We start from the raw sequence: 14314 nt of genomic DNA on the forward strand, positions 1-14314 counted from the left end.
CTTGCTCGCGATGGACTCAAGAGCGACGCGTTTAGCCAGTAAACACGCGTTATCGTTAACAACCATCGCGAGCAAGCTCGCTCCTACAGTGATTCGGCTATCAGCTTGCGTTTTGTTTATTCAATGCCGCTTCCGCCGCGGCGATTTCCGCCTGGCGCTTGACGATCATGTCGCCCACCGGCGGCCCCTGGAAGCGCCGGGCTTCAAAACCGAACCAGACGATGGCCGTCAGGATCAGGAAACCGATGGTGATGTACAGCGCCCAATCGTTCGGTGGCTGGATGCCGATGACGAAAATGATCACCATCGCGAGCACCGAGAGGATGGCGAACACCGAATACCAGAATCGCCCCATGTTCCATGGCCCCATGGTCGGCCACTTCGACGTCCCATAGGTAAACAGCCCCAGCACGATTGGAATGGCGAAGGAAAAGAACAGGAAGATCACCGTGCAGGACACCACGATCGTATAAACCGGCGTTGCCCCGACGGAGATCACCGACGAGCCCCAGTCGAACAGTACCGCGAGGGTGGCACCGGTCCAGATCGCCGCCACCGGGCTGCGATGGGTCGATGAGACCGATGACAGTGCTTTTGAGCAGGGCAAGCCTCCATCCCGGGAGAACGCGAAGATCATGCGCGAAACCGAGGTGACCGTGGCCAGCCCGCAGAGCACCTGCGAGATGAAAATCGCCACGTAAAGCACCAGTTTCAATGTCGGGTTGACCTGGGTGTTCATGGCCCAGAAAAACACGTTCCAGCCTTGCTTGGCCGCCTCGTCCATGTTCGGCAGCATGAGCACGAACGCGCTGAGCATCAGCCAGCCGAACAGCAGCGACCAGACGACCGACATGACCATACCGCGGGGCACCGACATGGCCGCGTTGCGGGTTTCCTCGGAGGTATGCGCAGAGGCGTCATAGCCGGTGATGGTGTAGATCGGCAACAGCAGGCCGAGCATGAAAATCCAGCCGTTCGAGACCTGCGGCCAGACGCTGCCACCCACCTCGCCGGAATAGTTGTTGAAGGTCCACAACCGCGCGAATTCATAGCTGGGTGCCGAGATCAGGCAGACGATGGTCAGTGCCAGCGCCGTGGCGAAGATCAGGTAACCGGAGAAGTCAGTGAGCTTTGCCGTCAGGCCGATACCCAAGTGGTTACACAACGCCTGCAGGCCGGTGAGGATTGCCAGGAAAATCACCCGGACCGTGGTCGTGTCCTCCATGCCCAGTGCCGGTCCGAAGGCACCGAAAAAGAAGTAATAGGTACCGACGTTGATCGCGCCAAGCACGGTGACCAGCCCCAGCAGGTTGAACCACGCGGTCAGCCAGCCGGTGAAGCGGTTACCGAGGATCGAGCCCCAGTGGTACAGGCCGCCAGCGGTGGGGTAGGCCGAGGAGATCTGCGCCATGGCCATGGCGAATACCCCGGAGATCAGGCAGCCGATCGGCCAGCCGATGCCGATGGATATGCCACCCGCGCCCGAGGTGCCCTGGGCCAGCGAGTTGATGCCTCCCGAGAGGATGCAGATGATCGAAAAGGAAATGGCGAAGTTGGAGAAAACCCCCATTCGTCGTGAGAGTTGCTGGGCGTAGCCCATGCTGTGCAGCACCTTGACGTCTTCGTCGTGCGTGTCGGTGCCGGGCTGGCTTGCTGGGTTCATCATGTGTGCCCCTTCAGGTTTTGGACAGGCCGAACTGAGCCGCCGTAGGCTCGACCTTGGTTTTCTGTAGGGGCGAGCTTGCTCGCGATGGACTTGAGGATGACGCGGGGTGTCAGGCTCCCCGCGTCATCGTTGGCGTTCATCGCGAGCAAGCTCGCTCCTACAGACGGCCGTGCAACGCCGCGTCGAAAATCCTGGCCACGTCGTCCCGGGTCAATGGCAGCGGGTTGCCGCCGGCGGAGGGGTCGACAATCGCCATGTCCGCAATCAGCTCCGCCTGCCGGTCATCCACGCCCAGTTCAACCAGGGTATGGGGTACGCCGATGTCCTTGCGCAGCTTGAGGACGAAGGCCAGGAAACTGTCGAACCCCGGCGAGGGCAGGCGCAGGTACGCCGCCAGGCGAGTGATGCGCTCCTCGATGGCGGTGCGATTGAATTGCAGGACATAGGGCATGAAGGTGGCGTTGGTCATGCCGTGATGGGTGTCGTACAGCGCACCCACCGGATGCGAGAGCGCATGCATCCCGCCCAGGCCTTTCTGGAATGCCGTGGCGCCCATTGCCGCTGCCGCGAGCATTTGTGCTCGCGCTTCAAGGTCCGACGGCGTGTGTACCGCTTTCACCAGAGCGTTGGCCACCAGGCGCATGCCTTCCACGGCAATGCCATCGGCCAAGGGATGAAAACCGGGGGCGCAGTACGCTTCCAGGCAATGCGATAACGCGTCCATGCCAGTGCCGGCGGTGACCTTGGCGGGCATGCCGACGGTGAGGGCCGGGTCACTGATGACTACGCGCGGCATCATTTTCGGGTGGAAGATGATGCGTTTGGTGTGGGTACGATCGTCGATGATCACCGCTGCACGACCGACTTCGGAGCCTGTCCCCGCCGTGGTCGGCACCGCAATGACCGGGGCGATGCGGCTGTCGTCGGCGCGGGTCCAGTAATCGCCGATGTCTTCGAAATCCCAGACCGGGCGGGTCTGGCCGCTCATGAACGCAATGAGCTTGCCCATGTCCAGGCCACTGCCGCCACCGAATGCGATCACGCCGTCATGTTTGCCGGCGCGCCAGGCATCGAGCCCGCCGGCCAGGTTGGCTTCGACCGGATTGGGCTTGAGGTCGCAAAACAGCTCGACACCAAGACCGGCATCGCGCAACGCATCCAGTGCCGCCGTGGTGATCGACGCTCGCGCCAGGCCACTGTCGGTCACCAGCAACGGTCGCTGGATACCCTGGCTGCGACAGACATCGGCCAGTTCCGCGATGCGACCGACACCGAAACGCACGCTCGTGGGGTAGTTCCAGTTTCCTGTCAGGTTCATGGTCTACACCTCGTGACGCAGATGAAAGGATTTGGCGCGGGTCAGGTGCTCGTAGCCCAGGGGCGACAGGGTGACGCCGCGCCCGCTGTTCTTCACCCCGGTCCAGGCCAGCGCAGGGTCCAGGTAATCGCAGCGGTTCATGAATACGGTGCCGGTGGCGATCTCGTTGCCCAGGCGTTCGGCAGCGTCGAGATTTTGCGTCCACAGCGAGGCGCTGAGCCCGAACGGACTGTCGTTCATCAAGGCGATGGCTTCTTCATCACCGGCCACCGGCATGATGCCGACCACCGGACCAAAGCTTTCCTCGCGCATCACTGACATTTGATGGGTCACGTCCACCAGCACTTGCGGTGCAAGGTAGGCACTGCCCGGTATGTCGGCGGGAAACGCCTTGGCATCGATCAATGCCTTGGCGCCCAGCGACAACGCATCGGCGATCTGTTTGCGCACGAAGTCCGCCGCACCGGGATTCACCAGTGGACCGAGGGTGGTGGCTGCGTCCAGTGGATTGCCGAGCACATACTGATTGGTCAGGGCGACAAAGCGCTCGACAAAGGCCGGGTAGATTTTTTGATCGACATAGATGCGTTCGATAGCGCAGCAGCTCTGCCCGGAATTGAAGAAGCTGCCGTCCACCAGGTTTTCCACCGCATGTTCGAGGTTGGCGTCTGCCCGCACGTAGGCCGGGTCTTTGCCGCCGAGCTCCAGGCCCACGCCAATGAAGCGCCCCGTGGCGGCACTTTCCATGGCTTTGCCGGCGTCGACCGAACCGGTGAAGTTGACCTGCTGCACGCGGCCCGAAGCAATCAGCGCGGCGGTCTGCCGATGATCGAGCAGCAGGTTATGGAACAACCCTTCCGGCAGATTGGCGCGGCGCATGGCCTCGGCAAAACGCTCGCCCACCAACAGCGTCTGTGACGCATGTTTGAGGATCACGCTGTTGCCGGCCATCAGCGCCGGGATAATCGTGTTCACCGCCGTCAGATAGGGGTAATTCCACGGAGCGACCACCAGCACCGTGCCCAACGGCTCGCGTTTGATGTAACGTCGAAAACCCGCCACCGGTTCCGGTTCTACAGCGGCCAGGACGTGCGGTGCGATAGCGATCATGTGCCGGGCGCGGTCGGCAAAACCGCGCAATTCGCTGGCGCCAAAACGCACCGGGCGGCCCATTTGCCAGGCCAGCTCCGGCACGATGTCAGCCTGCATCGACAGCATCGCGTCCACTGCGGCATTGCAAAAAGCTGCGCGTTCGCTCAGTGAGCGGCGTTGCCATGACGCCTGTGCGCTGGCAGCAGCCGTCAATGCCTGCTCGACCTGCGCCGCATCGGCCAGATCGCGTTCGACGTACACCCGGCCATCGACCGGTGAAATCAGTTGCACCTTCGCAGTCATGATGTTCTCAGTAGCGCTCGAAACCGCGCTGCAATTCCCAGTCAGTGATTCGCCGGTCGTACTCTTTCTGTTCCCACTCGGCGGTGTGCACGTAGTGGTCGACCACCTCATCGCCGAACGCCTCGCGCAACATGCTGGAGGCCTTGAGTGCGGCGCTCGCATCGCGCAGGGTCTTGGACACTTCCGGTAAATGCTCATCCAGATAGGCGTCGCCTTCGAACGGCGGCGCAAGATCGAGCTTCTCGTCGATACCGGCCAGGCCCGCCGCGATCAACGCGGCGAAGGCCAGATAGGGGTTGAGGTCGGCGCCGCCGATGCGGCATTCGATGCGGATGGCTTTGCTGCCTTCGGCACACAAGCGAAAGCCGGCGGTGCGATTGTCGCGGCTCCATACCGCCCGCGTCGGCGCAAAAGTGCCGACCTGGAAGCGCTTGTAGGAATTGATGTAGGGCGCGAGAAAACAGGTGATGTCGTTGGCGTACTTGAGCTGCCCAGCGACCCACGCACGCATCAGTTTCGACATGCCAAACTCGGCTTTCGCGTCGAAGAACAGCGGCTTTTTGGCGTTCTTGTCCCACAGCGAATTATGGATGTGACTGCTGGAGCCGGCAGCGTCGTAGCGCCACTTGGCCATGAACGTGATCGCCTTGCCCTGCAACTGCGCGATCTCTTTGCAGGCGTGCTTGATGATGACGTGGTGGTCGGCCATGGTCATGGCATCGGCATAGCGGATATTGATCTCTTCCTGGCCTGGGCCCCACTCACCCTTGGAGTTTTCCACGGGAATGCCCGATGCCTGCAAATGCTTGCGAATCGCCCGCAGCACCGGCTCTTCGCGGGTGGTCTGCAGGATGTTGTAATCCTCGATGTAATGGCCGGCGGTTTTCGGTTTGTGATAGTTGCGCTGGTGGATCGCCTCGTAGCTCTCATCGAACAGATAGAACTCGAGTTCCGAGGCAAACATGCCGGTATAGCCGCGCTCACGCAGGCGCTCGACCTGCTTTTTCAGAATCGCCCGGGGGCTGTGGGGCAGGTCTTTGCGATGGTGATGATCGAGCACGTCGCACAGCACCAGCGCCGTGCATTCCAGCCAGGGCACCTTGCGCAAGGTGCGCATGTCGGGCTTGAGCACAAAGTCGCCGTAGCCCTTGCTCCAACTGGCGGCCGCATAGCCTGGCACCGGCTCCATGTCGATGTCGTCGGCCAGCAGATAGTTGCAGCAATGGGTTTCTTCATGGCCGCTGTCGATGAAAAACTCGACCTGGAATCGCTTCCCGACCAACCGTCCTTGCATGTCGACCATACACACCAGCACGGTATCGATTTCGCCGGAAGCGGCAGCACGCTTGAGATCGTCAAAACTGAGTAGAGGCTCGGTCATCACGGCAATCCTGCGCAAATTGTTTGGGCCTTTCTGGAATAGCTGTTGCAGACGCTCTCCAGAAAAATCCAAAAACTGCAGCCGCGAGCATCGTGGGCAATTAGCTGCACTAAGCTTAGCCTACTGTCGATTTTCGCAAGTTTTCGGTGATTGAAGTTTGCCCAGTCGGGGTCAACATGGCCGTGGAAGGCCCAACGAAGCAGGCCGGTACAGGCTCGCGGGGAAATGAAAATGGTGAAGAAGAGAGCTAACAAAACCTACCAGAACCTCAAACAGCACTACCCGGATTACCTGGATGCAGTGGAGGCCTTGGGCACGGCTGTGCGTCACGCCGGGCCGCTGGACGAGCAAGTTGTTCAACTGATTCAGCTCGGCGCCGCAGCGGCGATCCATTCCGAGGGCGCCGTGCACAGCCATGTCCGCCGGGCGCTGGAGGCGGGTGCAACGCCGGAGCAGATCCGTCACACCCTGATCGCGTTGACCAGCACCATCGGTTTTCCCACCGTCGTGGCGGCGATCAGTTGGGCGGAGGATGTGATGGGGGAGGGAGCGGCACGTTGAGTGAACGGAACCGCGGTTGAATTCATCGCGTGCTGCGATAGTCGTCAGGGGGATGACTTGCCACGCTGCTGGTAAGTTCAGCGGATGCGTTTAACGCGTCAATCAACGCTCGCACCCATGAACACCGAAGGCAAGTTACATCGAATCCGAGAAAGCGATTTTGGACGTGGCGTTAAGTCAAAGGCCTACCGTTGCAATTGTAGGAGCGAGCTTGCTCGCGATGGGCTTGAAGACACCGCGATTAATCAGAACCCCCGCGTCATCGTTGACGACCATCGCGAGCAAGCTCGCTCCTACAGGTTAAGGGTGGTCGGCTTTACTCTGGCAATCCCGCCAGGCGCAATCCATCGACGAAACGGGCGAAGTCCTCAGGCCGTTGAATGGGCAGCCATTCCTTGAGGGTGCCGAGGTGTAAAGAGGGATCCAGCGCTTGCAGGCGTTGCATCGCCCACGTCGCTTTATCCATTCGCCCGTCGAGCGCATGACTGGCCGCCACCAGCGCCGCCGCGACCAGCAGGCTAGGCAGGTTGCCCAGTGCCTTTTCCGCCCAGTCTGCAGCGGTATTGAAGTGCCCGGCGAAGAAATGCGCGAGCGCCATCCCGACCTGCATCCTGAACATTTCCGGGTCCAGCGGGCTCAAGCGCACGGCATGGTTCAAATGCTCGATGGCGGCGTCTGTTTCACCGTGCAGCGCCCGCAGGATACCGCCCAGAAACCAGGCGGGGGCGAGGTTGGGATTGAGCAGGCGCGCCCTGTCGAGCAGTGCAATGCCGCCGTCGACTTCGCCAGCGAGATGGGCCAGCGCATGTCCGCCCCGGGTCAACGCCACGGCATCATCGCGGCCGAGGGTCACCGCCAGACGCGCCAGCCGTATGCCCTCGGCGATTTCCGCGGGTCGATCGCTCATCCAGCCATTAAGCTTGCGCCAGAAGTGGCACCAGGCAGCCATGCCATAGGCCGAGGCAAACTCCGCATCGAGTTCGATGGCTTGGTAGAACATCGGCAGCGCCTGCTCGATGGCTTCCCGGCTGCCGCTGTGCAGTTTTGCCGTGCCACGCAGGTAGTAGTCATAGGCGTCCAGGCTTTCCGTCGGCTTGCGTTTGGCGCGTTCGATTTCCGCCCGTTCCAGTTGCGGCGCGATAGCCCCGACAACACTCTGGGTGATTTGATCCTGTAGCTCGAAGATGTCGTCGAGCAGGCCTTCGAAGCGTTCCGCCCAGATGTGCGTCCCGCTTGTCGCGTCGATCAGTTGCCCGGTAATGCGCAGCTTGTTCCCGCTCTTGCGCACGCTGCCTTCGAGTACGTAGCGAACGCCCAACTCCTGGCCAACGCCGATGGCGTCCACCGCCCGGCCTTTATAGGTGAAGCTCGAATTGCGCGCGATGACGAACAGCCAGCGAAGACGCGACAGGGCGGCGATGATGTCCTCCACGACGCCGTCGGCGAAGTATTCCTGCTCCGGATCGCCACTCAGGTTTTGGAACGGCAGGACTGTTATCGAGGGTTTGTCCGGCAGGGCGAGCGTAGGGGAGGGGATTTGCGTCGGGGCAGCGCTCGAGCGTTCGTCGATGTCGGGCTGGGGCGCTTCCCCGGTCGTGTCGCCGTTGATCCGGCCGACGAAGCGGTAGCCTTTGCGGGCGACGGTGCGCACCAGGCGCTGTTCCTCACCGGTATCACCGATGGCCTTGCGCACCGCATTGATGTGGCTGGTGATCGTCGATTCCGAAACGATCCGGCCGCTCCATACCGACTTGAGCAACTCGTCCTTGCTGAGGACGCGATCGGGATTGTTGACGAACAGCAGTAACAGATCGAAGACCTGTGGCCCGACGGCTACGACCTGCCCGCGCAAGGTCAGCTCCCGGCGCTCCTGATCGAGCACGTAATCTTCAAACGTGAATGGCAAGTCGAGTATCCCCTGGCGAAGCGCCCTCAACTCCGTGTCCAGGCGGCTGGCGGTTGGTAATTGAGGAGGATGATACGGCAGCTCGACTGCCGCTGCACCGTCTGCGACAAGGGCGGCTGGACGAACATCATCAGCTTTGGACGTAAATCCAAGCACTCTCCAAGGCAATCCCAAGCCCGGTGCAAGGACTTGCTTCACGCATGCAGGCAATCTCGCTCTACACCGACGCAATGGTTGCAGTCGACAAGAGGAGAAAAGCCATGAAGATCGTCGTTATAGGAGGCTCCGGCCTCATCGGCTCGAAACTTGTGAGTACCCTCCGCGAGCGCGGCCATGACGCGCTTGCCGCCAGCCCCAGCACGGGCGTGAACAGCATCACCCGCGAAGGCCTGGCCGAAGCGATGGATGGTGCTGATGTGGTGGTCGACGTGGCGAACGCGCCGTCGTGGGAGGACCAGGCCGTTCTCGATTTCTTTGAAACGTCGAGCCGTAACCTGCTGGCCGCCGAAGCCGCTGCCGGGGTTCGTCATCACGTTGCTCTGTCGATTGTAGGGAGCGAACGGCTTCCCGATACCGGTTATTTCCGGGCCAAGGTCGCGCAGGAGGCCCTTATCAAGGCGTCCTGCGTGCCTTACACCATTGTGCGTGCCACGCAGTTCTCCGAGTTTGCCGGCGGCATTGTCCAGTCGTTCACCGTCGGCGATGAGATTCATGCTTCGCCGGCGCTGATCCAGCCGATTGCGTCCGACGACGTGGTAGCGGCGCTGGCCGATGTCGTGCTGGCAGCACCGGTCAATGACACAGTTGAAGTTGGCGGCCCGGAAGTCATGCCGATCGACGAACTGGCCAGGCGCTATCTGCGGGCGACCCAGGACAACCGCAAGGTCGTGCCAGATATACATGCCCGTTACTTCGGCGCCGTGCTCGACGATCAATCGCTAGTCACCGGCAAGAACGCACGCCTGGGGGCGATCCGCTTCGACGACTGGCTGGCCCGGTCGACGGCGCAGTAACGAATCGCACCCTCACATTTCCCTACGAATCCAGGAGAAATCCCATGGTTACCCGATTGCTGATGGCCGCTGTCTTCGCCGCGCTCTCGATCAGCGCCGCATCGGCCGCCGAGCCGCCCCCCGGCAAGGTGACGGTGGTGTTCGACCGTCCCATTCCCAATATCCCGGGCAAGAGCATGAGGGGCGTGGTCGTCGAGTATGGGCCGGGCGCCGCATCGCCGGCCCATACCCATCCGAAAACAGCCTTTATCTATGCAACGGTCCTTGAAGGCTCGTTCCGCATCCAGGTCAAAGGTCAGCCGGAAAAGATCTACAAGGTCGGCGAAAACTTCGTAGAGGAGCCGGGTTCCGTGCATCTGGTCAGCGCCAACGCCAGCGATACCCAACCTGCACGCCTGTTGGCGGTGTTCGTCCTCGACACCGAAGAAAAGGTGCTCGTTACACCGATCAAACAGTGAGCCGATCAACGCGCTCATGAACGTTCGACAGCCGGGCGGCAGACCCTGTCGCCCAGTGGCTGTTTTAGTTCTTGGCACTGAACAGGAAATGAAAAAATGAACTCGCTCCTGGACAAAGCCGCCATTGCCACCAGCGCAAGTACCGGAACGCCTGAGGTCGTGGTGCGGCGCAGCAAGCGCAAGACCATCGGCCTGTTGCTGTGCGTCGGTGCCTTGATAGTCGTGGCGGTTTGGGGGGCCATGGCGTTTTCGAATGGCGTGACCTCGACCGACAACGCGTATGTCCGCGGGGACGTCACCTCGCTGGCCGCCAAGGTCGCCGGCTATGTCACGGCGGTCGAGGTCGGGGACAACCAGGCCGTGCACGCGGGTGATGTGCTGTTTCGTATCGATGACCGCGACTATCGCGCCAAACTTGCGCAAGCCGAGGCCAATGTCAGCGCCGCCCAGGCGCGTCTGACCCATGTCGATGCGCAGATCCAGCTTCAGCATGCGCTGATCAGGCAGGCCGAAGCACAAAGGCGCTCGGCCACCGCCGACATGAGCCTGGCGGCCAAGACCCATGACCGCAGCCGCAAGCTGATCGTCAGCAACGCGGTGAGCCAGGCCCTGGTCGATGAAACCGGCACGGCACAATCCAGAGCCGTGGCTTCGGTTTCGGCCGCTTCGGCAACGGTCGAGGCGCAACAACAACGCATCACGGTGTTTGTGGCCGAGCGCGAGGCTGCCGTCGCCGCCGTGACCCAGGCACAGGCCGCGCGCGATCTCGCCCAGATCGATCTCGATCATGCCGTGGTGCGCGCACCTGTGGATGGCGTCGTCGGTAACCGTCAGGTTCGCCTCGGCCGCTTCGTAACGCCGGGCGTTTCCCTGCTCGATATCGTGCCGGTCAACGATGTGTGGGTCGTGGCGAATTTCAAGGAAACCCAGCTCGAACATATTCGCCCCGGCCAGCACGTGCGCGTTACGGTCGATGGCTACCCCGACGCGGCACTCGATGGCGTGGTTGACAGCTTTGCACCGGGCAGTGGCTCGGCGTTCAGCCTGCTGCCACCCGACAATGCCACCGGGAACTTTGTGCGTGTGGTGCAGCGTGTTCCGGTGAAGATCCGCCTGGCTGGCAATCCGCTGCCGGGGCGCATTGTGCCGGGGCTGTCCGCGCGGGTAGAGGTTGCGCAAGGGACCGGCTCATGAGCCGCGTTGCCTGCGCCACGCCGGGTAGCACCAGGGCGACGACCGGCGTCCTGCTTATCGCGGGCATCGTGCTGGCCACATTGACCGAAGCGATCGCCAGCACCGTGCTGGCCCTCGGCCGCGCCGACATCATCGGCGACACCTATGCCACGCCTGACGAATTCGCCTGGCTGGACGTCGGCTACATCGCACTCAAGCTGATCGGGTTCATGATCGCCCCTTGGCTGATGCAGCGTTTTTCTGCGCGCAACGTGATCATCGGCGCCACCCTGGTCATGGGCCTGGCGTGCTGCGTGGCTGCCGTTACCGCCCGGCTGGAGTTGCTGATCGCATTGCGCATCCTGCAAGGCTTCGCTGGCGGTACTTTGCTGGTGGCGGGCCAGGCGATCATATTTCGCGGCTATCCGCGTTCCCTTCAGCCGATCCTCCAGGCCCTGTTTGCCATGGCGGCCGTGGTCGCGTCTGCGACTCTCGCACCGGCCCTGCAAGGGTGGTTGATCGACAGCCAGTCCTGGACCTGGATTTTCTTCAGCGTGGTGCCGCTGGCCCTGGCGGCGATCGGCCTTTTGCTCATTGCCGACCACCCCATGCCCGCCAGGGTCCGGCAACGTTCGTTTGACTGGCTCGGCTGTTCACTGATCGCTGCCGCACTGTTGTGTTTCACCTACGTGCTCAGCCAGGGCAGTCGCTGGGACTGGTTCGAGGAACCGCGCATCCTGTTGCTGACGGTGATCGGTGCCGCCGCGCTGCTGGCCTTTCTCGGCCAACAGGTTTTGGCCAACGGCCAGGGGCTGCTCGATTTCAGCCTGTTTAAATCAAGCGATTTCACCTTTGCCTTTATCGTCAGTTTCGTCGCCGGAGCCGCGCTGTTCGGCAGCGCGTACCTGATCCCGGCGTTCGCCCTGTCGGTACTCGCGTTCACGCCGACCGATGCCGGCCTGCTCCTGTTGCCCAGTGGCGGTTTTTTTGTCGGCTCGCTGCTCATCGCTGCCTATCTGTTCAAGGTCCGCCGCGTGCCGCCCGTGGCGACCGTGCCTTTTGGCATCCTGCTGATCATGGGTGCGATGTGGATGCTGTCCGGCTCCACTGGTGAAAGCGGCACCGACGACATGATGGTGGCCATCCTGTTGCGCGGCCTGGGCCTTGGCTTCCTGTTTCTGTCGATCACGCTGATTGCTTTCACCCACCTCAACAGCCGCAACCTGGCCAGCGGCATCGGCCTGTTTAATACAGGGCGCCAGTTGGGTGGCTTGATGGGTGTCGCGGGGCTGCAGACCTTGATCGACCATCACGTTGTCACAAATGGCGCGGTCCTCGGCGCCAACGTCAACCCAGGGGCGCACGCGGTCATCGAACGGTTGACGACCACTACCGCGATGCTGGCAGGGAAGGGCATGGATCAGATGGCCGCCGGCCGGGCAGCCACGAGCCTGCTGGGCAAAGCGGTGTCGGGTCAGGCCACAGTGATTGCCTTCGATACGGCGTTCTTTGCCGTGGCCCTGCTGTTCGTCTTTGCCGCGCCTATCCTGGTCGGCATCAAGATTGGCCTCTCGCGATCCGCGAAAGTGCATGAACAACGGACGAATTGATGACCCGCACGAAAAAGCCCGGCTGTTGAGGCCGGGCTTTTCGTTGAGTGTTGCGGTAAAGCACTGCATTCAGACGGCGCGGTTTTCGATCAGACGGTCGGAGCCGCCTTCGGCAACGCGGTTTTGCATCAGTTTGTCGGAGCCACCCTCGGCCACGCGGTTTTCGATCAGACGATCCGAACCGCCTTCAGCGACGCGGTTTTGCATCAGTTTGTCGGAACCACCTTCGGCCACACGATTCTCGATCAGGCGATCGGAGCCACCCTCAGCCACACGGCTTTCAATCAGACGATCCGAGCCGCCTTCAGCGACCACAGTTTGAGCAGAGGTGGCGGCGAAAGCGTTAACGGCGAAAACCGAGAAAGCGATGCTGAGGAGAGTCTGGCGTTTCATGATGGTGTGCTCCGGGGTGTAATGGGTTGGTATGGAGCAGATGTTACGCCGGGGATTTTTTAAGAGAACTTCATTGAGTCAATGGTGACTATCGACGCAGTCAATGGATCGAACACTGCGCGTGCGGCGAGGGAATTTTCTGTGGCGAGGGAGCTTGCTCCCTCGCCACAGGGTTATCGCAAGGCCTTCAAGCTTCGCTGATCTGACTCACGCTGGTGATTTGCCCATTCCAGATCATCTCGTAATGCGCCGCTTGAATGATCGAGGACACGGGCCTTGGCGTCATCAACGCCCAGCAATAACTGCCCGGCATCCGCACCGAGTGATAACGCAAACCGGGACAACCGGCGTCCCGCACCGCCCGCCCCAGAACACGGGAATGGCTGTAGTCGTCCGGTGCATACACCGGATCATTCATCGGCAGGGCCGCAGCATCCTTCATTCCGGCATCGCCAAAAGCACAAACCAACCCTCGAAACACAAACCGCTCATAGTTCAGGCTCGGCACCTTCGACCAATACAGGCCCTGGTGATGCCGCACTTCGGCCAGTGCCGTTTCCATTGAATCCGCCAAGTACAACACACCAAAACTGCCGTCACTGAAGCGCGAACCCGCCGGGTTGACGTGGGTAAACGGCGCTATCGCGTAGGAGCAACCCGCAATCCCGAACGGGATCTCGCTGCGCGCAATCAACTCCAGCTGACCCACCTCATTCTTCAACCGCGGATTGGTCAGCGCCTGAATCTCGAACAACGCCTCAAACTCATCCGCGTCCGCCACATCATCAAACAGCGCAATGGGCGGAAACTTCGAATTGACCAGGCGATAAGCCTGCAACGACTCACCGGCAAACGCCGCCAACTCACTCGCCATCACCATTGCGCCCCCCGCAGCATGTCGATGCGGCGGAAGGTTTCATACAGCGAAATCATGTCGCCCTGAGCCATGATCTCCAGCGGGCTACGGCCATTGAAAAACTCATTGTCGTTGGCCATCGAGGCAAAACCGTAGACGTTCTCCGGGTTATCGAACACCAGCCGCAACGTTGCATGAATGTTCAGCACAAAACTGATGCGCTGCATCTGGTCCGCATCCAGCGTCACCGCCCAATCCGGGTCTCGCTGACGGGCGCGGGTATAGGTGCTGCGGGAGATGCGCAGGATGCGACAGGTCTGATCGCTGGTGGCTTGCCACTTTTCCAGAATGCTCACAGCGGCGCGCAGGCCGGTGACACATTGGTTTTTACTGAAGGATTGGGCTTGGGCGAGGACGGCCATGTTCGTGTGCTCGTATTGCATCTACAGATTCAAATGTAGATAGATTGAATCTACAGAGCAATGCCGGTGCGACCAGTGGACTGGATGCGGACGAAAAAAAGCGCCTTGCAGGCTAACGCCGATCAGTTAAGCCACAACGCAATCTGTAGCAGCTGGCGTAGC

At 61.3% G+C, this 14314-nt stretch carries 13 protein-coding genes; 5 read left to right on the top strand and 8 right to left on the bottom strand.

Annotated features, from left to right (window positions below):
* Positions 1-100: 100 nt before the first annotated feature.
* The 4 genes from PMI28_RS11185 to PMI28_RS11170 form a co-directional block, all read right to left on the bottom strand.
* The gene (locus tag PMI28_RS11185; RefSeq protein WP_033063441.1) at positions 101-1663 is read right to left on the bottom strand and encodes an amino acid permease; all 1563 of its coding nucleotides are present in this window, start codon (positions 1661-1663) and stop codon (positions 101-103) included.
* Between the two features lie 160 nt (positions 1664-1823).
* A complete protein-coding gene (locus tag PMI28_RS11180) occupies positions 1824-2984 on the bottom strand; it encodes an iron-containing alcohol dehydrogenase (protein WP_007988383.1) in 1161 nt (386 codons plus the stop codon).
* 3 nt (positions 2985-2987) lie between these two features.
* Positions 2988-4379 carry an aldehyde dehydrogenase family protein gene (locus tag PMI28_RS11175; protein ID WP_007988385.1) on the bottom strand — a complete coding sequence of 464 codons (1392 nt, stop codon included), beginning with the start codon at positions 4377-4379 and terminating at the stop codon, positions 2988-2990.
* Between the two features lie 7 nt (positions 4380-4386).
* Positions 4387-5760: a glutamine synthetase family protein gene (locus PMI28_RS11170; RefSeq protein WP_007988387.1), complete on the bottom strand. Its 1374-nt coding sequence runs from the start codon at positions 5758-5760 to the stop codon at positions 4387-4389.
* 231 nt (positions 5761-5991) lie between these two features.
* Here PMI28_RS11170 and PMI28_RS11165 point away from each other — a divergent pair, with 231 nt between their 5' ends.
* On the top strand, positions 5992-6321 hold the full coding sequence (locus PMI28_RS11165; RefSeq protein WP_007988389.1) for a carboxymuconolactone decarboxylase family protein: 330 nt from the start codon (positions 5992-5994) through the stop codon (positions 6319-6321).
* A gap of 316 nt (positions 6322-6637) precedes the next feature.
* Here PMI28_RS11165 and PMI28_RS11160 read toward each other — a convergent pair whose 3' ends face one another.
* Positions 6638-8227 (bottom strand): winged helix-turn-helix domain-containing tetratricopeptide repeat protein, encoded by a 1590-nt coding sequence (locus PMI28_RS11160; RefSeq protein ID WP_033063440.1) that lies wholly within the window; start codon positions 8225-8227, stop codon positions 6638-6640.
* 260 nt (positions 8228-8487) lie between these two features.
* On the opposite strand from PMI28_RS11160, the gene PMI28_RS11155 reads away from it, so the two are divergent.
* The 4 genes from PMI28_RS11155 (at position 8488) to PMI28_RS11140 (ending at position 12481) form a co-directional block, all read left to right on the top strand.
* Positions 8488-9240 carry an SDR family oxidoreductase gene (locus PMI28_RS11155; protein WP_007988394.1) on the top strand — a complete coding sequence of 251 codons (753 nt, stop codon included), beginning with the start codon at positions 8488-8490 and terminating at the stop codon, positions 9238-9240.
* A gap of 44 nt (positions 9241-9284) precedes the next feature.
* Positions 9285-9698 (top strand): cupin domain-containing protein, encoded by a 414-nt coding sequence (locus PMI28_RS11150; protein WP_007979246.1) that lies wholly within the window; start codon positions 9285-9287, stop codon positions 9696-9698.
* Between the two features lie 96 nt (positions 9699-9794).
* A complete protein-coding gene (locus PMI28_RS11145; protein ID WP_007988397.1) occupies positions 9795-10892 on the top strand; it encodes an HlyD family secretion protein in 1098 nt (365 codons plus the stop codon).
* Complete coding sequence (locus PMI28_RS11140; RefSeq protein ID WP_007988399.1) at positions 10889-12481, top strand: DHA2 family efflux MFS transporter permease subunit; 1593 nt, start codon at positions 10889-10891, stop codon at positions 12479-12481. The genes PMI28_RS11145 and PMI28_RS11140 overlap by 4 nt, the downstream gene beginning before the upstream one ends.
* A 69-nt stretch (positions 12482-12550) precedes the next feature.
* On the opposite strand, the gene PMI28_RS11135 is transcribed toward PMI28_RS11140, so the two are convergent.
* From PMI28_RS11135 to PMI28_RS11125, 3 genes are all read right to left on the bottom strand, one after another.
* Positions 12551-12874 (bottom strand): hypothetical protein, encoded by a 324-nt coding sequence (locus PMI28_RS11135; protein ID WP_007988401.1) that lies wholly within the window; start codon positions 12872-12874, stop codon positions 12551-12553.
* Positions 12875-13061: 187 nt separating this feature from the next.
* A complete protein-coding gene (locus tag PMI28_RS11130; protein ID WP_007988403.1) occupies positions 13062-13754 on the bottom strand; it encodes an RES family NAD+ phosphorylase in 693 nt (230 codons plus the stop codon).
* Positions 13748-14152, bottom strand: a complete 405-nt coding sequence (locus PMI28_RS11125) for an antitoxin Xre-like helix-turn-helix domain-containing protein (protein ID WP_007988405.1) — start codon at positions 14150-14152, stop codon at positions 13748-13750. Before PMI28_RS11125 ends, PMI28_RS11130 begins: the two co-directional genes overlap by 7 nt.
* Between the last annotated feature and the right edge of the window lie 162 nt (positions 14153-14314).

Origin of the sequence: Pseudomonas sp. GM48 (assembly GCF_000282335.1) — a bacterium.
GTDB lineage: Bacteria > Pseudomonadota > Gammaproteobacteria > Pseudomonadales > Pseudomonadaceae > Aquipseudomonas.

Excerpts from the sequence above, each read along its gene's own strand:
- PMI28_RS11185 (WP_033063441.1), bottom strand. The coding sequence starts at position 1,663 with ATGAACCCAGCAAGCCAGCCCGGCACCGACACGCACGACGAAGACGTC.
- PMI28_RS11180 (WP_007988383.1), bottom strand. The coding sequence starts at position 2,984 with ATGAACCTGACAGGAAACTGGAACTACCCCACGAGCGTGCGTTTCGGT.
- PMI28_RS11175 (WP_007988385.1), bottom strand. The coding sequence starts at position 4,379 with ATGACTGCGAAGGTGCAACTGATTTCACCGGTCGATGGCCGGGTGTAC.
- PMI28_RS11170 (WP_007988387.1), bottom strand. The coding sequence starts at position 5,760 with ATGACCGAGCCTCTACTCAGTTTTGACGATCTCAAGCGTGCTGCCGCT.
- PMI28_RS11165 (WP_007988389.1), top strand. The coding sequence starts at position 5,992 with ATGGTGAAGAAGAGAGCTAACAAAACCTACCAGAACCTCAAACAGCAC.
- PMI28_RS11155 (WP_007988394.1), top strand. The coding sequence starts at position 8,488 with ATGAAGATCGTCGTTATAGGAGGCTCCGGCCTCATCGGCTCGAAACTT.
- PMI28_RS11150 (WP_007979246.1), top strand. The coding sequence starts at position 9,285 with ATGGTTACCCGATTGCTGATGGCCGCTGTCTTCGCCGCGCTCTCGATC.
- PMI28_RS11145 (WP_007988397.1), top strand. The coding sequence starts at position 9,795 with ATGAACTCGCTCCTGGACAAAGCCGCCATTGCCACCAGCGCAAGTACC.
- PMI28_RS11140 (WP_007988399.1), top strand. The coding sequence starts at position 10,889 with ATGAGCCGCGTTGCCTGCGCCACGCCGGGTAGCACCAGGGCGACGACC.
- PMI28_RS11135 (WP_007988401.1), bottom strand. The coding sequence starts at position 12,874 with ATGAAACGCCAGACTCTCCTCAGCATCGCTTTCTCGGTTTTCGCCGTT.
- PMI28_RS11130 (WP_007988403.1), bottom strand. The coding sequence starts at position 13,754 with ATGGTGATGGCGAGTGAGTTGGCGGCGTTTGCCGGTGAGTCGTTGCAG.
- PMI28_RS11125 (WP_007988405.1), bottom strand. The coding sequence starts at position 14,152 with ATGGCCGTCCTCGCCCAAGCCCAATCCTTCAGTAAAAACCAATGTGTC.